This is a genomic window from Bradyrhizobium sp. CCBAU 051011 (genome assembly GCF_009930815.1).
Lineage (GTDB): Bacteria > Pseudomonadota > Alphaproteobacteria > Rhizobiales > Xanthobacteraceae > Bradyrhizobium.
This window is the reverse complement of sequence record NZ_CP022222.1, coordinates 7487471-7510893: the sequence shown is the minus strand read 5'-3', so window position 1 is coordinate 7510893 and position 23423 is coordinate 7487471. Positions and strand designations below refer to the sequence as shown.

Genomic DNA, 23423 nt, shown 5'->3' with positions numbered 1-23423 from the left:
CCACTCGTCAAGGACGATTTGGCGCCTGCTGCTCGATGTCCCGAACCGGGGCCTGTCCCGAGAACGGTACCTCGTGCTCGTACTCCTCCGGCTCGAACTGTTCCTTGAAGATGCCTCGCAGCAACCGCCAGAGTTCACGGTGGCCGGCCGTTTGACCGCCTTGCGTCAGATACGCCGCGATATCCATGACGTCGGTTCGATAATCCGCAGCCCCACGGATCCGCGAATCCAGGTAGGTCCACTCGTGCTCGATGTACAAGCGCTTGGTGTCGGTGTCGAAGACCAGGTTCCAGAAATCCAGTTCCGTGACTTCGGGGCCTTTGACCTGCCGATGCAACTCCCGTTTCAAAAACGCCATCTTTCGCTCCTTTTGCGTCGGATCGTGAAACGCATCCGGACCCATGGGCCCCCTGCAAATTGGAGACTTGATAGAAATCTGATCATTCCTTGCCGGTTCAAGACCGCATGGTTGAGTATTTTCCTTGAGGGATGGTCGAGAGCGTCGGACCCGGATACGCTTCGGCCCAATCAGGCACGTCAGGGAGGCGCAGACAATGAGCAAGCTCGAACAACTTCGGCCAAGCGGTCTTCACCACAACCCGGCTTACTCCCACGTCGTCGTCGCGTCAGGCGCGCGTACGATCTATATCGCGGGACAGGTGTCCACCGACGAGGAGGGGCGGGTGGTCGGCGAGGGCGATCTCGCCGCGCAGACGACACAGGTGATGCACAATATCGGGCTGGCGCTGAAATCAGCCGGGGCGGGTTATTCCGATATCGTGAAGATCACCACCTTCGTCGTGGGCTACAAGCCGGAGCTCCGTCCGATCATCGGCAAGGCGCGCTCGGCCTTCTTTGAAGGCATGGAGCCGCCGGCGAGCACGCTCGTCGGTGTCACGGCGCTCGCGGCCCCGGAATGGCTGATCGAGATTGAGGCCGTGGCCGTCGTCGATTGAGGTCTCTCCTTCGTCATTGCGAGCCAACGGGTCGCGCGAATGCGCGCCCGATGACAGGCTCCGCGAAGCAATCCATGGCGCGGCATAACGGCCAGATGGATTGCTTCATCGCTTTGCTCCCTTGCGCAAACGCTTCGCGTTTGTCGCAGGCAATGACGGGGTGAGAGCGGTTACTCCTCCTCATCCTCTTCCTTCACCGGCCCCTTGTAGGCGATGCCCCGGATCACCGCGGCATTGCCGAACTTCTTGCGCAAATCATCCATCGCGCGCTCGGCATGGGCGGAGCGGCGGTCGAGCATGTCGCTGTCGTCGCCGCGCGATCCCTCGCGCAGCGCGCTGACGCCGGTGCCCATCAGGCGGAAGGCGGTGCCGTCGATCTCCCTCGCCAGCATCTCGCGTGACACCGCAAAAATCTTCGCGGCGAGCTGGGTCGGCGCCTGGATCGATTGCGAGCGGGTCCGCTGGCGGAAATCGGCGGTTTTCAGCTTCAGCGTGATAGTGCAGCCGGCCAGATTGCTGTTCTTCAGCCGCGACGACACTTTCTCCGACAGCCGCCACAACAGCCGTTCCAGCGTGGCGAAATCGCGGATGTCGTTCTCGAACGTGGTTTCGCTCGATATCGTCTTGGCGCCGCGGTCGGGCACCACGCTGCGATCGTCGATGCCGCGCGCCAGCCGCCACAGCCGGCGGCCTTCGCCGCCGAACTGCTTCATCAGCTCGACCTCGTCGGCACGCTGCAGGTCTGCGATGGTGCGAAAACCCCGCTGCAGCAGCTTTTCCTGGGTTGCCGGGCCGACGCCATATATGAAGCCGACCGGCTTGTCCGCCAGCATCTCGCGGGCCTCGACCTGGTCGAGGGCGGCAAAGCCGCGGGGCTTGTCGAGATCGGAGGCGATCTTGGCCAAAAACTTGTTGCAGGACAGGCCGACGGACACCGTGATGCCGATGTCGCGCTCGACGTCGCGGGCAAAGCGCGCCAGCACTTTTGCCGGAATCATGCCATGGACGCGCTGGGTGCCGGCAAGGTCCAGAAACGCCTCGTCGATCGACAGCGGTTCCACCAGCGGCGTCAGCGTCTGCATGGCGTGGCGCACCTCGCGGCCAACGCGGACATATTTCGCCATGTCAGGCGGAATCACGGCCGCCTGCGGGCAAAGCTCAAGCGCCTTGAACATCGGCATGGCCGAGCGCACGCCGTAGGTTCGCGAGACGTAGCAGGCGGCCGACACCACGCCGCGCTTGCCGCCGCCGATGATCACGGGCCTGTCGGCAAGCTCCGGATTGTCGCGCTTCTCGACGGTTGCATAGAACGCGTCGCAATCGATATGGGCCAGCGTCAGCGAGGGCAGGGCATGGTGGCGAACGAGGCGCGGGGAACCGCATTCGCCGCACCGCCTCACCTTGATATCGAGGTCGCCGAGGCAGTCCCGGCAAAAGGCGCGCGGACCGTCAAACGAGGCCGCTGGTGCGCTCACGGCACGTCGCGCTCCCAGTGCGGGTCCCCCAGCACCTGACGGGCGGCGGCGATGTTGGTCGGATGCAGTTGCGAGGCGCTCGCAAATGCCTGCACGGTGGCGTCATCCCGCATCACAAAATCCAAAACCGATGCTAGAAATTGCGGGTCGGCCGCGGCGGTGCGCAGCGTCTCCGGACCGATACCGGTTTCGGCCAGGAACAGGCCCAGCCGCTCGGGATCGCCGGCAATGAAACTCAGCGCCTGAACTGCAACGATTTCAGCCACTTCGCGGGGGTTGTGAACAGGCTTTTTCAACAGACGATTTGCCTTTCCGTTAACTTATAGGCTCTACTTTGGAACCATCATGCCCGAGTCTGCGGAGTGCGTTCAACATTTGCAAACCGCTTCGTAAAACTTGGCGCATCGATTTAACGGCTTAGAGCGAAATCTGGCGCTAGTTTGAATTCACTTTTCGACAAGGGGCGGCTGCGGTGCGGGGCGTGTCGAAAAGCCGGACGTGTTTCCTGGGATGAGGGAGGGACGGGATGGCAAAAACCGTCCTGATCGTGGAGGACAACGAGCTCAACATGAAGCTCTTTCGCGATCTGTTGGAAGCGCATGGCTATCAGACTTCCGGTACCAGCAACGGTTTCGAGGCACTCGATCTCGTTCGCAAGCTGCGTCCTGATCTGATCCTGATGGACATCCAGCTTCCGCAAGTATCCGGCCTCGAAGTGACGCGCTGGATCAAGGACGATCCGGAGCTGCGCGCGATTCCGGTGGTTGCCGTTACCGCCTTTGCGATGAAAGGCGACGAAGAGCGCATCCGCGAGGGCGGCTGCGAGGCGTATCTGTCCAAACCTATTTCCGTCGGCAAGTTTATCGAAACCGTGCGGCGTTTTATCGGGTAGGAGTGAGTTTCGATGTCTGCACGTATTCTTGTCGTCGATGACGTTCCGGCGAACGTCAAGCTCCTGGAAGCCCGCCTGTCGGCCGAATATTTCGACGTGCTGACCGCCTCGAACGGCGCCGAGGCACTCGACATCTGCTCCCGCTCGGAATGCGACATCATCCTGCTCGACGTCATGATGCCTGACATGGACGGGTTCGAAGTCTGCCGCCGCCTGAAGTCCAATCCGGCCACACACTTCATTCCCGTCGTGATCGTCACAGCGCTGGACAGCCCGTCTGATCGCGTGCGCGGGCTGGAAGCCGGCGCCGACGATTTTCTCACCAAGCCGGTGTCCGACGTCGTTTTGATCGCGCGCGTTCGCTCGCTGACGCGGCTGAAGATGATGACCGATGAGCTGCGCATGCGCGCCATCACCTCGCTTGAGATCGGCATGGAGGCGCCCGAGCGCAGCGCGATCGCCGACAAGGGCGTTGGTGGGCGGATCCTGCTGGTCGACGACCGGCCGTCATCCTACGAGCGGCTGGCACCGATCCTTTCCGCCGAGCACACGGTTGACGTCGAGATCAACCCGGCGGAGGCGCTGTTTCATGCCGCCGAGGGCAATTACGATTTGCTGATCGTTTCGCTCAGCCTGGAAAATTACGACGGCCTGCGGCTGTGCAGCCAGGCGCGCTCGCTGGAGCGCACCCGCCAGTTGCCGATCCTCGCCATCTCCGACGCCGACAACAATGCGCGGCTGTTGCGCGGGCTCGAAATCGGCGTCAACGACTATCTGCTCCGTCCCGTCGACAAGAACGAACTGCTGGCGCGGGCGCGCACCCAGATCCGCAAGCGGCGTTACACCGACCATCTGCGCGACAACGTGCAGAACTCGATTGAGATGGCGATCACCGACGCACTGACCGGCCTGAACAACCGCCGCTACATGGAAAGCCATCTCTCGACGCTCGTCGAGCAGGCCTCGAGCCGCGGCAAGCCGCTAGCGCTGATGATCCTCGACATCGACTACTTCAAATCGATCAACGACACCTACGGCCACGATGCCGGCGACGACGTGCTGCGGGAATTCGCGGTGCGTATCCGCAAGTCGATCCGCGGCATCGATCTCGCCTGCCGCTACGGCGGCGAGGAGTTCGTGATCGTGATGCCGGAAACCGACCTCAATGTCGCCGGCATGGTTGCCGAGCGCCTGCGCCGCTCGATCGCCGGCGAAACCTTTGCCGTCAACAAGGGCACCAAGCGGATCGACGTCACCATCTCGATCGGCCTCGCCACGCTGGACCACAAGGACGAACCGGTCGCCGACGTGCTCAAGCGCGCCGACATGGCGCTGTATCGGGCGAAGAACGACGGCCGGAACAGGGTGGTTTCGACGGCGGCGTAAGTTGTCGTCGCGCAATTGCGTTGATCTTGCTAGATCGTCGTGCCCCGCCTTGTGCGCAATTGCGCACTGGGGCGGGGCATCCAGTACGCCGCGGCCTCTCGACTCAATCTTCAACGTCTCTGGAATACTGGGTCACCCGCTTTCGCGGGTGACGACAGCCTTTGTGCGGATGCTTAAGCCTTTGTGCGGATGCTTACGCGGAGACGCGCATTCCTTCGGCGCCTTGCTTCACCGCCTCATACGCCAGCCGCTTGAACTCGAACGAGAACGGATGCACGAACGCCATCTGGCGCTGCGCCATCATGACGCCCGCGATGTTATACCTCGGCGAGATCCACCATTGGGTGCCGGCGACGCCGCCCCAATAGAGCTCACCCGCCGCGTCGGAATGATCGAACGGCGTCGGCTTCACGATCAAGCCGCCGGCCAGGGTATAGGCCTTGCCGGGCTGCTCTCCCATCGTGGCAAAGCGGATCCACTGGCTCTCGGGCAACTGGTTGGTCATCATCTGCGCAATCGTTTCCGGCTTGAGCAGCGTCGGCCCGCCGGGCAGCAGACTTCGGATCAGCGCCACCATGTCATGCAGCGTCGAAACCAGGCCGCCACCGCCGCTGAGCCGCGCGATCGGGCGCAGATAAGCGCCTGGGAAAGGCGAGTTGTCGGTTCGGGTCAACCCCGGCTTCATCGGCTCCATCAGGTCTGCACCGGCGTAATAGGCGACCAGCCGGCCCTGATCCTTTTCCGGCACGACGAAGCCGGTATCGACCATGCCGAGCGGATCGAGAATCCGCAGCTTGATGAACTTGTCAAAACTCTGGCCGCTGATGACTTCGACCAGCCGCCCCAGCACGTCGGTGGCAAGCGAATATTCCCACGAGGTGCCCGGCTGATAGATCAGCGGCAGGCCGGCCAGCACGTCCACCATGTCGGCCAGCGTCGTCATAGGATTGTGAACGCCGCGCTCGTTCAGCGCCTTGTAGATAGCGGTGCCGGGATCGAAAAAGCCGTAGCTCAGGCCGGAGCTGTGGCTGAGCAACTGACGGATGGTGATCGAGCTCCTCGCGGGCTCGGTATCGTCAAGCGAGGCGGCGCCGGGTCGCAACACCCTGCGATTTCCGAGCTGCGGAATAAATTTCTCGATTGCGTCGTCGAGCCCAAGTTTGCCTTCCTCGAACAGCAACAGAACGGCGCAGGAGGTGATCAGCTTGGTGTTGGAGAAGACGCGGAAGATGTGGTCGGTGCGCAGCGGCGTCTGCGCCTCCTTGTCGGCCCAGCCGACGCAATTCACATCGATGAGGTCGCGCCCGCTCATGACCGCCCAGGAAATGCCCGACAGCAGGTTGTTGTCGATATAGCGTTGCATGGCCGTGCGTGCCGGTTTGAAGTCGTACCCCTTGGCGGTCACTTTCAGGTCTTCCATTTTCGCTCCCTCTATCGCCGCTTGCTTGTGGCCAAGGTAACTACCACATCGGCCTATTGCAAAGCCACGGCGCATGGGTACTGCGCCCGTGCGCAATTGCGCACTAGGCACGGACGACGATGTGGAGGTAGTCGCCTCAAGCTGGTGAGGAGGTCCGGGGCTTCTTCGATGCCTGTTTTGCCGCTGTACTGGTTTTGCCCACCTTCACGCCCGCATTCCGTAGCAACACCGTCGCCGCTTCCTTCGCCGCGCGTGCCATCGCGGGGTCGTTGCGGACGAGATCTTGCGCGATCGAGCCGTCGACGAGCAGTGCGAGTTGCGTCGCCAGGGCTTCTGCATCCGGGACGCCGAGTTGCAGCAGCAAGTCGCGAAACCAGAGGCGGCGGCTTTCCTTGAACGCGACCGCCACCTTTCGAACCGACCGGTCTTCGCCGAGTTCGGCCACCGCATTGACGAACGGACAGCCGCGAAAATCCTTGGCCGAAAAGCGCCGTTCCAGCGAATCGAAGGTGCCGAGAATCTGTTCGACCGGCGACTTGTCGGAAGCGCGCGGCGCCACGAAGCGCCGTGCCAGATAGGCCGAGATCAGCGCATCCTTGGACGGAAAATGATTGTAGAGCGTGCGCTTGCTGATGCCGATTTCGGCGGCGATGGTGTCAACGCCAACCGCGCGAATTCCCTGCAGATAGAACAGCCTATCTGCGGTTTCGAGAATCCGGTCCTTCATATCAAGTTTGGCAGGCAGGGGTGCCATGCGAATGCGCGATAGCCGTTAGCTTGACAGTGAAGCCCCCTTATAGCCTAGTTACACAGGTCTGTGTACCTATTTCAGATATCGATTGCAGAACGCGGCGTTCGAATCGCACCCCTTAGGGAGAATAAAAACAATGGCCCTGCTGCAGATTCTGCGCCCCACACTGCCCATCCTGATCGGCGCATCCGTCATGCTCACGCTCAGCATGGGCCTGCGGCAATCGCTCGGCCTGTTCATGCAGCCGCTGACGCAGGACATCCGGATTTCGGTGTCCGATTTCACGCTGGCTCTCGCGGTGCAAAACCTCGCCTGGGGTTTCCTGCAGCCGCTCGCCGGGGCGCTGACGGTGCGCTACGGCTTTCGGCCCATTATGATTGTCGGTGCGCTGCTCTATGTCGCGGGCCTCGCGCTGATGGCGGGCGCCAACGGCATTCTCAGCGTCATGATCGGCGGCGGCGTGCTGATCGGCATCTCGCTGGCCTGCACTGCGGCGGCGATCGCGATGTCGGTCGCAGCCCGCGCGGTGCCGGCGTCGGTGCGCTCGACGGTGCTTGGCCTGGTCTCGGGTGCAGGATCGCTCGGCGCGCTGTTGTCGGCGCCGATCGGACAGATTCTCAACGAGGGCTATGGCTGGCGGATTGGCCTTGTCGGCTTCGTCGTGCTGTCGCTGCTGATGATTCCGGCCGCGTGGTACGCGGGGCGGGTGGACAAGGTCCCGCTGCCCAAGCCCGCCGATGACGAGATCGACGACGCTTCGGCTGCCATGGCGACGAAGATGGCATTCTCCAACGCTTCGTTCGTGGTGATGACCGGCGCCTACTTCGTCTGCGGCATGCAGCTCGTCTTTCTTACCACGCATCTGCCGTCTTATCTGGCGATCTGCGGCATGGACCCGATGCTGAGCGCGCAGACGCTCGGCATGATCGGCGGCTTCAACGTGCTCGGCAGCATCTTCTTCGGCTGGGCCGGCCAGCGCTGGAACAAGCTGGCGCTGCTCGGCGGCATCTACATCTTCCGCTCCATCGCGCTCGCCTGGTACTTCACGCTGGCGCCGACGCAGGCGACCACGCTGCTGTTCGGCGCCATCATGGGCTTTCTGTGGATGGGCGTTGGCCCGCTGGTCGCGGGCGCAGTGGCGGAAATGTTCGGCCTGAAGTGGCAGGCGATGATCCAGGGGCTCGCCTTCATGAGCCACCAGGTCGGCAGCTTCCTCGGCGCCTTTGGCGGCGGGGTGCTCTACGACGCGCTCGGCTCCTACACCATGGCGTGGCGGATCGGCGTCGCGCTGGGGCTGGCCGGCGGCATCATCCAGGTCGCGTTCGCGCTGATCCGGCCGAGCGGGCCGCCGCAGATGCAGACGGCTTAACCGTCATAGGGCGGAATCAAAAACGGGGCCGAAGGGCCCCGTTCAAACCGTCAGCGATAGGCTGCGACGTTACTTGATCTTCGATTCCTTGAACTCGACGTGCTTGCGCGCGACCGGGTCGTACTTCTTCTTGACCAGCTTGTCGGTCATGGTGCGCGAATTCTTCTTGGCGACGTAGTAGAAGCCGGTATCCGCCGTGGAAACGAGCTTGACCTTGATGGTGACCGCTTTGGCCATGGTTGAGACCTCAAATGTCTGGAAATCTGGCGCCGGCCAAACCGGCCTGCATTTGCGCGCAACCTAGCTTCTGATCGCCCAAAGTCAAGGTTTTCGGGGCAAAAACCGGCCGGATTCGGCGGGATTAACCCTCAAAGAACCGGTTTTTCGGCCTTGGGAGCCCCAAATTCTCCCGCAACGTCTTGCCCTCATACTCTTTCCGGAAAATCCCGCGCCGCTGCAGTTCCGGCACCACCTTGTCGACGAAATCGTCGAGCCCTGCCGGAAGGAACGGGAACATGATGTTGAAGCCGTCGCTGCCGCGGCTCACCAGCCAGTCTTCCATCTGGTCGGCGATGGTCTTGGGCGTGCCGACGAACGACAGCCCGCCATAGCCGCCGACCCGCTGGGCGAGCTGGCGCACGGTGAGCTTGTCGCGCGCGGCGGCATCGACGAGGCGTTGGCGGCCGCTCTTGCTGGCATTGGTCTCGGGGATTTCCGGCAACTGCCCGTCGGGATCGAATCCGGACGCATCCGTCCCGAGCTGCACCGAGAGCGAGGCGATGGCGCTGTCGTAATGCACCATGCTGTCGAGCTTTGCTCTCTTCTCCTTGGCTTCCTCGACGCTGTCGCCGCCGACGACGAAGGCGCCGGGCAGGATCTTCAGGTGCTCGGGGTCGCGGCCGATCTTCTCCATGCGGCCCTTGATGTCGGCGTAAAGCTTTTGCCCGTCGGCGAGGCTGCCGCCGCCGGTGAACACGGCTTCGGCCGTTTCCGCTGCGAGCTGCTTGCCGTCTTCGGACGCGCCGGCCTGCACGATCAGCGGCCAGCCCTGCACGGGCCGGGCGATGTTGAGCGGCCCACGCACGGAGAGATATTTTCCCTTGTGATTGAGCACGTGCATCTTTTCGGGATCGAAATAGAGCCCGCTCTCGACGTCGCGCACGAAGGCGTCGTCGGCAAAGGAATCCCAGAGACCGGTAACCACGTCATAGAACTCGCGCGCCCGCTTGTAGCGTTCGGCGTGCTCCATGTGGTCGTCGAGCCCGAAATTCAGCGCCGCGTCCGGATTGGAGGTGGTGACGATATTCCACCCCGCGCGTCCGCCCGAGATGTGATCGAGCGAGGCGAAGCGGCGGGCAACATGATAGGGCTCGTCGAACGTCGTCGATCCCGTCGCGATCAGGCCGATATGTTCGGTGGCGCCGGCCAGCGCCGACAGCAGCGTGAACGGCTCGAACGAGGTGACCGTGTGGCTGCGCTTGAGCGCATTGATCGGCATGTTCAGCACGGCGAGATGATCGGCCATGAAGAAGGCGTCGAATTTGCCGGCTTCCAGTTTCTGGATCAGTTGCTTGATGCGCGGAAAATTGAAGTTGGCGTCGGGCCATGCGCCTGGATAGCGCCACGCGCCGGTATGGATGGAGACCGGCCGCATGAAAGCGCCGAGCTTGAGTTGCCGCTGTGCCATTGCCCCGTTCCGTCGCTGTTATTGTTGGGGAAGAGATAGGCATGGGCGAGAGCGGCGCCAGCAGGCGGCGCCGAGAAGAATTTTGCAATTTAAGGGACTGGGGGAGAACAATTCAACGGCGCAAAAACCGTCATTGCGAGCGAAGCGAAGCAATCCATGCCTCAGCGCGGAGAAAGATGGATTGCTTCGCTTCGCTCGCAATGACGCGGAGAGAGCGGGGGCTACACCCCCAGCACATCCTTTTGCATCTTGCCGCCGTAGAAATGGAAGAACGGCACCGGCGCGTCGTGGCGCAAGGGGCCGGTGGCAAGGCGGCGGTCGAGTTCGGCGAGCACGTTCTTGGTCATGGCATGCGCGTCGGCGAGCGGCTGCGAGCCGATCTCGACCCAGACCAGCTCCACCAATTCGGCATCGGCGTGGATCACGCCCTCGACCCGGTGCGCGATGGCTGACGCATCCGCCGTGAAGAAGCGCGTATCGAAGCGGCGGACGCGGCCGGGCGGGGTGATCGCGCGCGCGATCAGGAACAGTCCTGACGGATCGGGCAGCAGGCCGGCTTCCGCGAACGGCTTCCAGGCGCCGTCCAGCTTCACGGGCTTGTCGACCTTGCATCCCAGACAGAGGCCGGTTTCCTCGCAGGCTTCGCGGATCGCGGCAACCGCGAGCGCGCGCGCCCGGGAAGGCGCGATCTTCGGGCTGCCCTTGAGAAGATTGGCTTCAAGCTCCGCGGAAATCGGAGCGGCGACCGGCACCCGGTTGTCCGACTTGTCGACACGGCCACCGGGGAAAACATACTTGCCCGGCATGAACACCACCTTGTCGTGGCGCTTGCCGACCAGCACCTTGGGCTTCTCGCCGGAGCGGTCGATCAGGATCAGGGTCGCTGCATCCTTGGGCCGGAAGTAAGGATGGTGATCGGCTTCTTTTCCTTCCTGTACGGTAGTCGCAGCGTCGCTCATTCCATCCCCATCGTGATGCTTCTTGTTGGCCCCGGTTTAGCTAGACCGGGGGAATGTCGCTGGGCGCATTCTCGTCAAAGCCGTGCATGCGCAGCGCCCATTGGAAACCGACCACCGCGCCCTTGACCGGCTGCAACAGCAGCAGCGACGAAATGAAAGTGATCGGCAAATAGATTGCCAGTTGCAGCCACACCGCGGGTGAGTAATTGGTTTCGATCCACAGCGCCGCCGGTACCACGATGTGGCCGACGATGACGATTACGAGATAGGCCGGCAGATCGTCAGCCCGGTGCGGCGAGAAGTCGAGCCCGCATACCGAGCAATTGTTGGCAGTCTTCAGGAAGGCGCGAAACATCTTGCCTTCGCCGCAGCGCGGACAACGGCAACGGAAACCGCGCTTCATCGCGGTCCAGAGATCGCGCTTTTCGGCGTGTGCGGGATCCCGGGTCCATGTCGTGGGACTCACCGTTTCCATGACTTGCCTTTCTTCGATTTGCCGGGCTTGAATTTCCCGGACTTGCCCTTGTGGAGCTTTCGAACCTTGTCGCGCGGGCTGCGGCCCGGATGCGATTTCGACGGCTTTGCCTGTGCTTTAGAGCCCTCGCGTTTTCTGCCGCGCGGAATGACCTGGCCTTCCGACAACAGCTCGAACCGCAACGCGCCGGCCACTGGTGCAGCTTCTACCAGACGCACGTCGACAACGTCACCCAACCGATGCATGGCACCGCTGCGTGAGCCGACGAGCGCGTGGCGCGTCTCGTCATAATTGAAATACTCCGTGCCGAGCGTGCGGATCGGGATCAGCCCGTCGGCGCCGGTATCAGATAACTTCACGAACAAGCCGGCGCGGGTGACGCCGGAAATACGACCCTGAAACGTTGCGCCGATGCGGTCGGCGAGGAAATGCGCGATCAGCCGGTCTGCGGTCTCGCGTTCCGCCTTCATCGCGCGGCGTTCGGTCAGCGAAATCTGCGCCGCGACTTCGCTCAGTGTCTCCAGCGTCTCGCTCTCCGGCAACGCGCCTTCGCCGAGACCAAGCGCGCGGATCAGCGCGCGATGCACGATCAGATCCGCATATCGCCTGATCGGCGAAGTGAAATGGGCGTAACGGCGCAGGTTGAGGCCGAAATGGCCGTAATTCTCCGCCGAATATTCCGCCTGCGCCTGCGAGCGCAGCACCACCTCGTTGACGAGCGGTTCGTAGTCTTCGCCGCGGACCTGTCCCAGCACGCGATTGAACAGGGCAGGGCGCAACGCACCGGTCTTCGCGAACGGGAGGTCGAGTGTCTTCAGGAACTCCTGAAGGTTATGAACCTTCTCCTGGGTCGGCTCGTCGTGCACCCGATAGATAAGCGGCAACGCCTTCTTTTCAAGCATTTCGGCGGCGGCGACATTGGCGAGGATCATGAATTCCTCGATCAGCCGGTGCGCGTCGAGACGCTCGGGCACGATGACGCGATCGACGGTGCCGTCGGGCTTGAGCAGGATTTTTCGCTCGGGCAGATCGAGATCCAGCGGATCGCGCTCGTCGCGCGCGAGTTTCACCAGCGCGTAGGCTGCGTAGAGCGGCTTCAGGATCGGTTCCAGCAGCGGGCCGGTGGTATCGTCGGGGCGGCCATCGATGGCGGCCTGCGCCTGCGCGTAATGCAGCTTGGCGGCCGAACGCATCAGCACGCGATGAAAGCTGTGCGAGCGCTTGCGGCCGTCGGGGCCGATCACCAGCCGCACCGCAAGCGCGCCGCGCGGCTCGCCCGGCACCAGCGAGCAGAGATTGTTGGAGATGCGCTCGGGTAGCATCGGCACAACGCGGTCGGGGAAATAGACCGAGTTGCCGCGCGTCAGCCCATCACGATCCAGCGCCGAGCCCGGCCGCACATAGAAGGCGACGTCGGCAATCGCGACATGGACGATGTAGCCGCCCTTGTTGTTCGGATCGGGATCGGGCGCGGCATGCACTGCGTCGTCGTGGTCTTTGGCGTCGGGCGGATCGATGGTGACAAGCGGAAGCTCGCGCCAATCCTCGCGGCCCTTCAGTGTCGCAGGCTGCGCATCCTCGGCTTCGCGCGCCGCGCTCGGCGAGAACGCTTGCGGAATCTCGTGGGCATGGATCGCGATCAGGCTGATCGCCTTCTCGCTCGACAGCGAGCCTAGCCGCTCCTTCACCTTGCCGGAAGCAAGGCCATAGCCGCGCGAGCGAACCAGATCGACGCTGACGAGGTCGCCGTCCTCGGCGCCGCCGGTATCCGCTGGCGCGATGTTCAATTCACGTCCGGCCTGTTTCTTGTCGACGGGAACGAGCAGGCCGCCGCCACCAGGCAGCTTGCGGAAGATGCCGAGCAGGCGCGTGCGGGCTTGATCGATGATCTTGATGATTCGGCCGCGATAGGGGGCGATTTCGCCATCATCAGCCTTTTCGATCCGCAACAGGGCGCGGTCGCCGACACCGGCAGCGGTGCCCGGTTGCAGGCGGCGCGGGACGTGGATGCGGATCTTCGGCGCGGGACCGTTTTCCTCGGTATCCCATTCGGTGGGAACGGCGAGCAATTCGCCGTCGGTGTCGCGGCCGGTGATGTCGGCGATCACGGTTGGGGGCAGGAGAGCCGTCTCGTGGATTTTCCGGCCGCGCTTCGCAATCGTGCCGTCGTCGGCGAGCTCGCGCAGGATGCGTTTCAGCTCGGCGCGATCGGCATTCTTCAGGCCGAACTCGCGGGCAATTTCCCGCGTGCCGATCTTGCCCGGATGGGCGCGAATAAAGGCAACGATGGCGTCCCGGCTCGGAAAGCCATGGTCGTGTTTTCGTTTCACTTATCCCCGGGCCTTGCCCGCGCTTTTCTTCGCGGGCGTTTTGGGTGCAGTGGCGGGCTTGGCCGCCGATGTCTTGGCAGCGGATGCGACTGGTGCGCGCGCCTTGCTGACGGCTTCCGATTTCGGCTTTGCCGCAGCTTTCTTCGCTGCCGCTTTCTTCGCAGGCTTTGGCGCGTCGGGATCGGCAGCCTTGGTAGCAGTCTTGGCTGCCTTCTTCGGCGCGGCCTTCTTGGTACCGCGCTTCGGCTTGCCGCCGCCCTTGGCCGCGCGCTCGTCGATCAGCGCAATGGCTTCGGCGAGCGTGATCGTGTCGGGCGTCTTGTCGCTCGGGATCGTGGCGTTGACGCCGCCGGCGGTGACATAGGCGCCGTAGCGGCCGTTCTTCACGGCGACGCCGCCCAGGCTCGGATGCTCGCCCAGCGGCTTGCCGGGATCGGCGCCGAAGCGGCGGCCGCTCGGGCCTTTTGCGATCTTTTCCGCGATCAGCGTCACCGCGCGATTGAGGCCGATGTCGAACACCTCATCGCCGGCCTCGAGACTGGCATAGGTCTTTTCGTGCCGCACGAACGGCCCGAAGCGGCCGATGCCTGCGGTGATCGGCTCGCCGGTTTCCGGATGTTTTCCAACTTCGCGCGGAAGCGACAGCAGTTTTAGAGCCAGTTCGAGCTCCATGTCGCTCGGCGACATGTTCTTCGGGATGCCGGCGCGCTTGGGCTTTTCGCCCTCTTCGTAATCCTTCTGCTCGCCGAGCTGGATGTAGGGGCCGAAACGTCCGGCCTTCACCGTCACGTCGAGGTCAGTTTCGGGATCCTTGCCCAGAACGCGGTCGGCGCTGGCTTCGCTATCGGCGGCCAGCGGGCGGGTGTAGCGGCATTCCGGATAGTTCGAGCAGCCGACAAAAGCGCCGAACTTGCCGGCCTTCAGGTTGAGCTTGCCGGTGCCGCAGGTCGGGCACTGCCTGACATCGCCGCCATCCGCGCGTGGCGGATAGATGTGCGGCCCCAGCATGTCGTCGAGCACGTCCAGCACCTCGGCGACGCGCAGATCCTTGATGTCGTTGACCGCGCCGATGAAGCCGGCCCAGAAATCCTGCAACACCTGCTGCCAGGAAATCTCGTTGTTGGAGATGCGGTCGAGCTGTTCTTCCAGCGCCGCGGTGAAGTCATACTCCACGTAGCGCGAGAAGAAGTTTTCAAGAAACGCGACCACGACGCGGCCCTTGTCCTCGCCGTGCAGCCGCTTCTTCTCCAGCTTGACGTAGCCGCGATCTTTCAGCACCTGCAGGATCGAGGCGTAGGTCGAGGGACGGCCGATGCCGAGCTCTTCCATCCGCTTGACCAGCGACGCTTCGGAGAAGCGCGGCGGCGGCTCGGTGAAGTGTTGCGTGACGGCAAGATCCTGCCGCTTCAACGGCTCGCCTTCGCTCATGGCGGGGAGGCGGCGGGAATCCTCGTCTTCCTCGTCGTCGCGGCCTTCCTGGTAGAGCGCGAGGAAGCCGTCGAACTTGATGACCTGGCCGGAAGCGCGCAGCTCCAGCACGCGGGAGCCGGCTTTCGCCGCGATATCGACGGTGGTGCGTTCGAGTTCGGCCGATTCCATCTGGCTCGCAATGGTGCGGATCCAGATCAGCTCATAAAGCTTGGCCTGATCGGGATCGAGGCGGCGGCGCATCTCGGCGGGACGGCGCGCCAGATCGGTCGGGCGGATCGCTTCGTGCGCTTCCTGCGCGTTCTTGGCCTTGGTCTGGTACTGGCGCGGCGCATCCGGCACATAGGCCTTGCCGTAATCCTCGCCGATCACCTTGCGGGCCTGCGTGATCGCGGAGCCGTCGATCTGCACGCCGTCGGTTCGCATATAGGTGATGAGACCGGTGGTCTCGCCGCCGATGTCGATGCCTTCATACAGCCGCTGCGCGATCCGCATGGTGTGCGCCGGCGCAAAGCCGAGCTTGCGGCTCGCTTCCTGCTGCAGCGTCGAGGTGGTGAAGGGCGCTTGCGGATTGCGGCGGGCCGGCTTTGCCTCAACCGTCGAAACCGTGAAGTTTGCGGCTTCGATCGCCTTCTTGAGGTCTTCGGCTTCGGCGCCGGAGCCGATGTCGAGCCGTTGGATCTTCTTGCCGTCGGCGCCGACAAGGCGCGCTTCGAAGCTATCGCCGCGCGGCGTGGTCAGCGTCGCGACCAGCGACCAGTATTCGCGGGGGACGAATTTTTCGATCTCGAGTTCGCGGTCGCAGACCAATCGCAACGCCACCGACTGCACGCGGCCGGCCGAGCGCGCGCCCGGCAGCTTGCGCCACAGCACCGGCGAGAGCGTGAAGCCGACCAGATAGTCCAGCGCGCGGCGCGCCATATAGGCGTCGACCAGCGCGCCGTCGATCTGGCGCGGCGCCTTCATGGCGTCAGTCACGGCCTGCTTGGTAATGGCGTTGAACACCACGCGCTCGATCTTCTGATCTTTCAGCGCGCGCTTCTCTTTCATGACCTCCAGCACGTGCCAGGAGATCGCTTCACCCTCGCGATCAGGGTCGGTTGCGAGAATCAGGCGGTCGGCACCCTTCAGCGCTTTCGCGATGTCGTTGAGTCGGCTCGCCGCCTTGGGGTCCACCTCCCAGATCATCTGAAAGTTGGCTTCCGGGTCGACGGAACCGTTCTTGGCGGGGAGGTCACGGACATGGCCGAACGAGGCCAGAACCTCGTAGGAGGCGCCCAAATACTTATTGATCGTCTTGGCTTTCGCCGGCGACTCCACAATGACGATATTCATGTCATTCCAATGGCTTACGGGAAAAGATAAAGGCGGGTTCCGCGAGACTCGCGGCCCACCGATTGGACCCGAACATGGGTGGTGAGGCGGCCCCTGTCAAATCAGCAAATGCCGTCAGGGAACCTTTTGATGTCCACTTATATCTGAGGAGTTGCGAAATGCGCCCTAGAGTTGCGCCATCAAAGGGGTTATTTCTGCGCAATACTTTGTGTCATTGGGATGCAAGTTTTTTGAGCAAAGCTGCTGGCGGCCGGAAGCGGAAAGCTTCGGGCAAGAAACCGGACTCGCCAACCGAAGTACCAGAACGAGGTGAAGAGGGCGGCCCTGACGAGGCCGTAGCCTTCATTGCGGAGACCGTTGCCGAACTGGTCAAGCTCGCGGAGCGCCATCGGCTCGAGGTGCTCAGTCATCTGCTCGGCATGGCGCAGCTCGAGGCGGAAGAGCGGCTGCGGACCCGGAGCAAGCACAAGCTGTCGTGAACTTGGAGTGATGATGGATCGGCAGCTACGCTCTAACCCGCTTGCCAATCTTTCCCGCCGGACGCGCCTTCAGGGCGGTGTCTCCGGCACCCAATAGCCGCCCATCCTGCGAATAGAGTTCGAGCTTGCGGACCGGCCTACCCTTTTCCTTATCGACGAGGATGGTGGCGATCTCCTCGGGCCGCTCGTCGAATTCCTCGCTCCATTGCCGCAAGGCGACCAGGATCGGAAACACGCCGCGGCCCTTCGGCGTCAGCAGATATTCCTGATAGACGCTGCCGTCGGAGGCGGGGGCGATCTTGAGAATACCCTGATCGACCAGCGCGCGCAGCCGCACTGTGAGGATGTTCTTGGCGAGGCCGAGCCTCTTCTGGAATTCGCCGAAGCGGCTGATACCGAACAGCGCCTCGCGAATGATGAGTATCGACCACCAGTCGCCGATCGCATCCAGCGAGCGCGCGATCGGGCAGTCGTCGTGCTCAAAGCTGGTGCGTTTCACCATGGCGGGGCTCCCGTTGAGTCCTAGTTTGACGCGTTCTCTTCACGCGAACCGGTGCCACTTCGCTTGAAAACGCTCTGCGTGCCGATCACGGCCTTGTGTGGTTGCAATATTAAACCACGTGCCCTACGTAAGCAATCTGGTTTAATGATGCAACCATCGGAGAAGAGCCATGAGGCTTGCGAACAAGACGGCGTTGATCACAGGGGGCAACAGCGGCATCGGTCTTGCGACCGCAAGATTGTTCGTGGCCGAAGGCGCCCGGGTCGTCATCACCGGACGAAATCAGGCGACGCTCGATGCCGCCGCCAGGGAATTGGGGCCGAACGCGCTCGCGATCGCCGCCGACGCGACTGACATTGCCGCCACCGAAGCTGCGATCGGGAAGGGGGCTGAAAAGTTCGGCAAGTACGACATCCTCTTCGCCAATGCCGGCATCGCCGGCGGCACGCCGCTGGGCGCCACCGATATCGAAGCGTTCCAGAAGGTCATCAGCACCAACCTCACCGGCGTGTTCTTCACCGTGCAGTCGGCGCTGCCGCATCTCAACGACAACGGCTCGATCATCCTCAACGGCTCGGTGATCTCCGTGCTCGGCATTCCCGGCTATTCGGCCTATGGCGCGGCCAAGGCCGGCGTGCGGGCGATGGCGCGGATCATGGCGTCGGAATTGTCGCCGCGCGGCATCCGCGTCAACGTGGTGGCCCCGGGCGCGATTCGCACCCCGATCTGGGGCGCGGCAATCGCCACGCCGGAAGCCGAAAAGGCCTTTGAAAAGCGCATCGCGCTGTCGACGCCACTCGGCCGCATCGGCGAACCCGACCATATCTCGAAGACGGTGTTGTTCCTCGCTTCGGACGATTCCGCCCATGTGCAGGGCCAGGAACTGTTCGTTGACGGCGGCGCCACGGCCTCGCCGAGCGGTGCGCCGATCTATCGGGGGTAAGCCTGCTTCCGTGGCCTCGGTCAGTCCGCCGACCTGCGACGGATTGGCGCTGAGCCGGAAGGGCGCATTGAACGTTAGTCGTCATTGCCGGACATTCGAAGCATGGGAGTTTTTTGACGCAAGAGAACTGGAAGCAGTCATGCCGAAAAAGGCTGGCGTCTCTTCATCCGCGTCGCAGAAGTCGGACAGCGGGCAATTCGTTTCAGTTGCGCTGTTTTCCGGCGTCGGTCTTTTGATCTCCCTCGTGATCGTTCTCTGCCGCATGAACGGCATTTTCTAAATTGTTTCCCCAACCATGCAGGGCGGCTGCCGTCGGATGAGACGGCAGCCAGTCCTTCACCCTAAGCGGCGTGCAGATCGCCTGCGGCTTTCAGCGCGCCGGCGACAGCTTTTTCGCGGTGCTCGGGACCGACCTGAATGCCATCGGCTGAAATGAATTCCGGATTCCGGATTCCGATGAAGCCGAATACCCAGCGCAAATAGGTTTCGACGTGTTCGCCAGGCGCGACCGGTGTGTCCGCGCCGTAATAGCCGCCGCGCGAGATCGCGATGACGACGCGCTTGTTGCCGGCCAGACCTTCGACGCCTTGCGCGCCGTATTTGAAGGTCTTGCCCGCGACCAGGATGCGGTCGATCCAGGCCTTGAGCTGGCTCGGGACGGTGAAGTTATACATGGGCGCGCCGATCACGACGATGTCGGCGGCCAGAAACTCGTCCAGCACCGCCTGGCCGGCGGCGATGTCGTCGCGCAATGAGGCGTCCGGGGGCGCTCCCTGACTGGCGGCGAGGTGCAAACCGGACAGATGCGCCAGCGGCGTCAGCGTCAGATCGCGATAGCTGACTTCGAGGCCCGGGGTGGACTGGCGCAGGCGGTCGACCACGGCGGCGGACACCTGGCGGCTGACGGAGTGGGGGCCGAGAACACTGGAGTCGAGATGCAGAAGTTTCATGGTAGGGGTCACCCTTTGGTATAGGTTTGTAACTGGCGCTATATGAGTGACCGTGGCAAAACCCCGCAAGAACGCACATTTTTCTCACCCGAGCACATCCATGAGACCCGAGCACAAGATTGTGCCTGCCATGCCTCCGGGCCCGCATGCCGAGGGCAGTTGCCGCGCGGTGGCTTCCGTGTTGGCCCGCGTCGGCGACAAATGGAGTGTGCTCGTGATCATGATGCTGATCGACGGGCCGATGCGTTTCAATGAGCTCAAGCGCAAGATCGGCGGCATCTCGCAGCGGATGCTGACGCTCACCTTGCGCGGACTGGAGCGCGACGGCCTCGTGACGCGCACGATCTTTCCGACCATCCCGCCGCGGGTCGACTACGAACTGACCGATCTGGGCCGTGGGCTGGCGCAGCCGGTGCAGGCGCTCGGCAAATGGGCGTTCGAGCACCTGCCGGAGATCGAGGGCGCGCGGGTTAGTTTCGATGCGCGCAACGAAAAAGATTAGGGCGTGTACTCATAAATCAGGGGCGTAGTCTTCGTCGTGCCTGATGTCGGCTCATCGCTCAACAGCAGCACAAAAGCGGACATCGCTGGAGGTCGCTGAAGTGCCAAGAAGAGACATTGCGCCAATGTTCTTAGCGCGATGAATGTGCTGGCGAGGCAGCAAAATCCTTGATCTCCCGGTCGCGGCTTAGGCGAACGACCGGCACTTCTGCACCATACTTCAGGCGCTCAGCCTCGATAACTGGCTTGCGGTCGGCGTTGTAGCGCCACGCCTCTCGCATCAAATTCCAGTCGAACTGTTCTGGGCATCCCTTGGGCAAGTCCGGTCGTATCCCGTCGCGAGCAAAGGCTGAACGCCAGGCGATACGCCACTGGCAGAGCCAACGCGGGCGCTCGATAACAACCAAGGTATCGGCCCGCGCCAGCGTAAGATCGAAGGCCAGCCCCGAGAAACTGCCGTCGACGACCCAGCCCTCGCTCGCGATTGCATCGGCGACGCGCGCCCGAAAGCTCGCTTTGTCCGATGCCTTCCAACCGGGCAGCCAGTAGAGCACATCAAGATGCACCACCGGCAGCCCCAGCTTTTGCCCCAGGTTCAGGGCGAGGCGTGTTTTGCCGCTGCCTTGGCAACCAATGACGATGACCCTGCGCATGGTGCGAAGCGCTTCATAGGAATACACGGCGAAAGAATATTTAGTTGCGGGACTTCCGGAAAGGGTCATAAGGCGCGATTCGGTCGATTGTTCGGCTACTTCCGGTTTGCCTCGGTAAGCCTACGATTGCAGAGCCAGACCGGACATCGCTTTCGGGCCAAGAGCGGAACTTCACTGCTTGGGCGGTGGACGCAATGACGAGTGATGATGGGCTATGACCCAATCGTTGCTCTCTTTGACAAGAACCATCATGAAACGTGCTGGCTCTGGCACGAGTTTGCCCTCGCGGTTACGCATGAAATCGTTGAAGCCGACTGCCAGTATGGTTGTGGGATTGATCACCTTCAGCTGCTTCTCCACGAATTCGACCTTGTTGCCGGTGCCGATTACCACAGTAAAGTATTGCGTAATTGCCTCACGCCCCAATGTTAGATCTCTGCTCCTGGTGCCATGTAGGATCGCGTCGGTCGCATACAGCTTAGCGACGGCGACGTTGTCGTTGGCGTCGTAAGCAGCTTTCCATCGGGCAAACAAAGCATCCGCCTCCTCCTCGGGACCTGCGAACACCTGAGCTGGAGCCATCGCCAACAGCGCCACCAACAAGACTCGTCCGAATCCGAGCATGGCTTCCTCCTGATGTCATCAGAACGGTTGGCTTCCGATTGTGTCATTACGCCGCGTCGTAAGCAAGACTTCACGCCCGGCGACTTCCGAGTTGGGTCACAAGCGGCGGTCGAAGGATCGCTGATGCGATGTCCGGACTGCCCTCAATACCAGACCAGCCGGAAGTGACGAAGTTGGTCGGCTTAGGGTCCAGAAGCGGACCTTGAGATCATGTCTGAGGGCTACTTGACCGCAATCTTCGCCGTACGGATGACGCCTGCGTACTTCTCGGTTTCCTCGCGGATGAATTTTCCGAACTGATCCGGTGAACCCGGAATCACGAACGCGCCAAGCCCCGAGAGATGGGCTTTGATGCTTGCATTGCCGAACGCGGCCTGGACCTCCATGTTTAGCTTCTCAATGACATTAGCCGGTGTTCCTTTCGGTGCGCCAATGCCGAACCACGATCCTGCCTCGTAGCCAGCCACAGAATCAGCGACTATTGGGACATCAGGCAAGGCTTCTGACCTCGTTGGGGCAGTGACTGCTAGTGCTATGAGCTTGCCGCTCTTGATATGCGCTATGGAGGACGGCAGCGGATCGAACATGACATCGATGCTGCCGGCCATCAGGTCGGCAAGCGCAGGCGTCGAGCCCAAATAGGGCACAAGTGTTAAGTCGGCACCGGCCATCGTTTTGAATAGCTCGATCGCTACGTGCTGCGGCGTGCCACGACCCGCAAATCCCACCCTCAGTCTTCCGGGATTGGCTTTCGCGTGAGCGATCAGATCCGGAATTGTCCTCACAGGAACTGAGGGATGTACCTCAATGACGAGCGGGACACGCCAAAGGCTGGCGACCGGTGCTATGTCGCGCCCAAAATTGAAATCGAGGCTTTCAAAGAGTGTCGTATTGAACGTGTTCACCGGGCCACAGATGAGCAGCGTGTACCCGTCCGGCACCGCTCTGATGACCGATCTGGTTGCACCGTTCCCGCTCTCGCCGGGCTGATTGTCGACCACGAAGGACTGACCCAATCGCTCAGTTAACCACGGCGCAATGAGACGGGCAGCGATATCCACCGGGCCGCCCGCGGGAAACCCGACGACAAGCCGCACCGGCTTCGATGGATAGGCCTGAGCCACTGCGGGCCCTGGCAAGGGGGCTATGATTGCTGTTGCCATCAGCCGTAGGAAGTCGCGGCGCTGCGGCATGTCAAAATTCCTTCTCCTGAGGTGCCGGCCCCCTAGCTGAGCCGGTACTTCACGATAGGGTTTTGATCCGGCTTGAGCCATGATATTAAAAGAGTGAATGCGATACTTTTTCGGTATGGCTATGGATCTGAAACGCCTTCGGTACTTCATTGCGGTTGCGGAGGAGGGGCACGTCACACGGGCTGCGGAGCGGCTCGATATGCAGCAGCCGCCCCTCAGCCGGCAAATCCAGCTAATGGAACGAGAGCTGAAGGTGCAGCTTTTCCGCCGCTTGCCTCGCGGTGTCGAGTTGACCGCCGCGGGCAAGGCACTCTTCGCGGAAGCTAAAGCCATGCTCATGCATCTTGATCGCGCGCTCGAGACAACTCGGCGTGCGGCACGGGGTGAACAGGGTCGACTTTGCGTCGGCATTGCCCCCACGGCGCCTTTCAATCCGCTCGTGCCGAAGGCCATTCGCTCGTTCAGCGAAACCTTTCCGCTAGTGTCGCTGGTGCTCGAGGAGGGACTTAGCAACGAGATCGTCGCGCGGTTTAACAATGACCAGATGGACGTTGCGTTCGTGAGGGCGGCGCAAATCCATGCAGAGGGTGTCATAGTAACGCCCCTACAGGAGGAGCCGATTGTCGCAGCCTTGCCACGTCATCACCCGTTGGCAAGAACCGGCAGATCCAAGGCCGTGCCGCTGAAGGGCCTCGCGAGCGATCCGTTTATCCTTATCGGCCCGCCGGGGACCGGTTTGCGTGATGAGACCATTGCAGCCTGCCGAGCAGCCGGCTTTGTTCCGCGTCTTGGCCAGCCGGCGCCGCGAATTACGTCGGCGCTTAGCCTAGTTGCGGCTGGGCTCGGCATCGCCATGGTGCCATCGACGATGCAGAGTGTGCGCATGGCTGGGGTTGTTTATCGGCGCCTGCAAGGCACAGGGCCGAAAGCGGTTCTGGGACTGGCATCGCGACGAGGCGATCCGTCGCCGGTGCTTAGACAATTCGTCAACTTGGTTCGGGCCATTGCCAAGGACCATCTGGCAAGCTGATTTTGCGCATGTCCGCCTTGGGTCACCAGCAGTAGTGCTTAGCCGATCAGAAGGTTTCCGCTCGGCCCTCAGAAGCCGACGTCGC

The 23423-nt window shown here is 62.4% G+C and carries 25 protein-coding genes; 9 read left to right on the top strand and 16 right to left on the bottom strand.

What is annotated here, in order from left to right:
- Nucleotides 1–7: 7 nt before the first annotated feature.
- On the bottom strand, nt 8–358 hold the full coding sequence (locus ACH79_RS35490) for a hypothetical protein (RefSeq protein WP_161855087.1): 351 nt from the start codon (nt 356–358) through the stop codon (nt 8–10).
- Between the two features lie 196 nt (nt 359–554).
- On the opposite strand from ACH79_RS35490, the gene ACH79_RS35485 reads away from it, so the two are divergent.
- Complete coding sequence (locus ACH79_RS35485; RefSeq protein ID WP_161855086.1) at nt 555–956, top strand: RidA family protein; 402 nt, start codon at nt 555–557, stop codon at nt 954–956.
- 170 nt (nt 957–1126) lie between these two features.
- Here the strand turns inward: ACH79_RS35485 and ACH79_RS35480 are convergent, their stop codons facing one another.
- Nucleotides 1127–2431, bottom strand: a complete 1305-nt coding sequence (locus ACH79_RS35480) for a DNA polymerase IV (RefSeq protein ID WP_161855085.1) — start codon at nt 2429–2431, stop codon at nt 1127–1129.
- Entirely contained in the window at nt 2428–2727 is a 300-nt protein-coding gene (locus tag ACH79_RS35475) for a DUF3572 domain-containing protein (RefSeq protein ID WP_161855084.1), read from the bottom strand. Before ACH79_RS35475 ends, ACH79_RS35480 begins: the two co-directional genes overlap by 4 nt.
- A gap of 230 nt (nt 2728–2957) precedes the next feature.
- On the opposite strand from ACH79_RS35475, the gene ACH79_RS35470 reads away from it, so the two are divergent.
- Together ACH79_RS35470 and ACH79_RS35465 are read left to right on the top strand one after the other, a co-directional pair.
- The gene (locus ACH79_RS35470; protein ID WP_027538546.1) at nt 2958–3323 is read left to right on the top strand and encodes a response regulator; all 366 of its coding nucleotides are present in this window, start codon (nt 2958–2960) and stop codon (nt 3321–3323) included.
- A 12-nt stretch (nt 3324–3335) separates the two neighbouring features.
- Nucleotides 3336–4709, top strand: coding sequence for a PleD family two-component system response regulator (locus tag ACH79_RS35465; RefSeq protein ID WP_161855083.1), 1374 nt, complete (start codon nt 3336–3338; stop codon nt 4707–4709).
- 193 nt (nt 4710–4902) lie between these two features.
- Here the strand turns inward: ACH79_RS35465 and ACH79_RS35460 are convergent, their stop codons facing one another.
- A complete protein-coding gene (locus ACH79_RS35460; RefSeq protein ID WP_246738254.1) occupies nt 4903–6129 on the bottom strand; it encodes a serine hydrolase in 1227 nt (408 codons plus the stop codon).
- Between the two features lie 136 nt (nt 6130–6265).
- Nucleotides 6266–6883 carry a TetR/AcrR family transcriptional regulator gene (locus tag ACH79_RS35455; protein WP_161855082.1) on the bottom strand — a complete coding sequence of 206 codons (618 nt, stop codon included), beginning with the start codon at nt 6881–6883 and terminating at the stop codon, nt 6266–6268.
- Nucleotides 6884–7016: 133 nt separating this feature from the next.
- Here ACH79_RS35455 and ACH79_RS35450 point away from each other — a divergent pair, with 133 nt between their 5' ends.
- Nucleotides 7017–8249: an MFS transporter gene (locus ACH79_RS35450; protein ID WP_161855081.1), complete on the top strand. Its 1233-nt coding sequence runs from the start codon at nt 7017–7019 to the stop codon at nt 8247–8249.
- Between the two features lie 69 nt (nt 8250–8318).
- Here ACH79_RS35450 and rpmG read toward each other — a convergent pair whose 3' ends face one another.
- The 6 genes from rpmG to topA all read right to left on the bottom strand — a co-directional run bounded on the left by rpmG (nt 8319) and on the right by topA (nt 16463).
- Nucleotides 8319–8486 (bottom strand): 50S ribosomal protein L33, encoded by a 168-nt coding sequence (rpmG, locus tag ACH79_RS35445; RefSeq protein ID WP_027537094.1) that lies wholly within the window; start codon nt 8484–8486, stop codon nt 8319–8321.
- 124 nt (nt 8487–8610) lie between these two features.
- Complete coding sequence (locus tag ACH79_RS35440) at nt 8611–9936, bottom strand: LLM class flavin-dependent oxidoreductase (RefSeq protein WP_161855080.1); 1326 nt, start codon at nt 9934–9936, stop codon at nt 8611–8613.
- A gap of 221 nt (nt 9937–10157) precedes the next feature.
- Nucleotides 10158–10895 carry an NUDIX domain-containing protein gene (locus ACH79_RS35435; RefSeq protein WP_161855079.1) on the bottom strand — a complete coding sequence of 246 codons (738 nt, stop codon included), beginning with the start codon at nt 10893–10895 and terminating at the stop codon, nt 10158–10160.
- Nucleotides 10896–10935: 40 nt separating this feature from the next.
- Complete coding sequence (locus tag ACH79_RS35430; protein ID WP_161855078.1) at nt 10936–11370, bottom strand: DUF983 domain-containing protein; 435 nt, start codon at nt 11368–11370, stop codon at nt 10936–10938.
- The gene (rnr, locus tag ACH79_RS35425) at nt 11358–13700 is read right to left on the bottom strand and encodes a ribonuclease R (protein WP_161855077.1); all 2343 of its coding nucleotides are present in this window, start codon (nt 13698–13700) and stop codon (nt 11358–11360) included. Before rnr ends, ACH79_RS35430 begins: the two co-directional genes overlap by 13 nt.
- Nucleotides 13701–16463, bottom strand: coding sequence for a type I DNA topoisomerase (gene topA, locus ACH79_RS35420; protein ID WP_161855076.1), 2763 nt, complete (start codon nt 16461–16463; stop codon nt 13701–13703).
- 230 nt (nt 16464–16693) lie between these two features.
- Between topA and ACH79_RS43360 the strand changes: the two genes are divergently transcribed.
- A complete protein-coding gene (locus tag ACH79_RS43360) occupies nt 16694–16942 on the top strand; it encodes a hypothetical protein (protein ID WP_057856780.1) in 249 nt (82 codons plus the stop codon).
- Nucleotides 16943–16967: 25 nt separating this feature from the next.
- Here ACH79_RS43360 and ACH79_RS35415 read toward each other — a convergent pair whose 3' ends face one another.
- Complete coding sequence (locus ACH79_RS35415) at nt 16968–17444, bottom strand: helix-turn-helix domain-containing protein (RefSeq protein WP_161855075.1); 477 nt, start codon at nt 17442–17444, stop codon at nt 16968–16970.
- Between the two features lie 169 nt (nt 17445–17613).
- Here ACH79_RS35415 and ACH79_RS35410 point away from each other — a divergent pair, with 169 nt between their 5' ends.
- Together ACH79_RS35410 and ACH79_RS43355 are read left to right on the top strand one after the other, a co-directional pair.
- Complete coding sequence (locus ACH79_RS35410) at nt 17614–18387, top strand: SDR family oxidoreductase (RefSeq protein ID WP_161855074.1); 774 nt, start codon at nt 17614–17616, stop codon at nt 18385–18387.
- Nucleotides 18388–18526: 139 nt separating this feature from the next.
- Nucleotides 18527–18667 carry a hypothetical protein gene (locus ACH79_RS43355; protein ID WP_202639102.1) on the top strand — a complete coding sequence of 47 codons (141 nt, stop codon included), beginning with the start codon at nt 18527–18529 and terminating at the stop codon, nt 18665–18667.
- A gap of 61 nt (nt 18668–18728) precedes the next feature.
- On the opposite strand, the gene ACH79_RS35405 is transcribed toward ACH79_RS43355, so the two are convergent.
- On the bottom strand, nt 18729–19337 hold the full coding sequence (locus ACH79_RS35405; protein ID WP_161855073.1) for an FMN-dependent NADH-azoreductase: 609 nt from the start codon (nt 19335–19337) through the stop codon (nt 18729–18731).
- 100 nt (nt 19338–19437) lie between these two features.
- Between ACH79_RS35405 and ACH79_RS35400 the strand changes: the two genes are divergently transcribed.
- Nucleotides 19438–19839, top strand: a complete 402-nt coding sequence (locus tag ACH79_RS35400) for a helix-turn-helix domain-containing protein (protein ID WP_161855072.1) — start codon at nt 19438–19440, stop codon at nt 19837–19839.
- Between the two features lie 130 nt (nt 19840–19969).
- On the opposite strand, the gene ACH79_RS35395 is transcribed toward ACH79_RS35400, so the two are convergent.
- The 3 genes from ACH79_RS35395 to ACH79_RS35385 form a co-directional block, all read right to left on the bottom strand.
- Nucleotides 19970–20491 (bottom strand): AAA family ATPase, encoded by a 522-nt coding sequence (locus tag ACH79_RS35395; RefSeq protein WP_161856727.1) that lies wholly within the window; start codon nt 20489–20491, stop codon nt 19970–19972.
- A 171-nt stretch (nt 20492–20662) separates the two neighbouring features.
- Nucleotides 20663–21115, bottom strand: coding sequence for an SgcJ/EcaC family oxidoreductase (locus ACH79_RS35390; RefSeq protein WP_161855071.1), 453 nt, complete (start codon nt 21113–21115; stop codon nt 20663–20665).
- Nucleotides 21116–21336: 221 nt separating this feature from the next.
- Nucleotides 21337–22308, bottom strand: a complete 972-nt coding sequence (locus ACH79_RS35385; RefSeq protein ID WP_161855070.1) for a tripartite tricarboxylate transporter substrate binding protein — start codon at nt 22306–22308, stop codon at nt 21337–21339.
- A gap of 121 nt (nt 22309–22429) precedes the next feature.
- Between ACH79_RS35385 and ACH79_RS35380 the strand changes: the two genes are divergently transcribed.
- Nucleotides 22430–23338, top strand: coding sequence for a LysR family transcriptional regulator (locus ACH79_RS35380; protein WP_202639101.1), 909 nt, complete (start codon nt 22430–22432; stop codon nt 23336–23338).
- Nucleotides 23339–23423 lie beyond the last annotated feature (85 nt).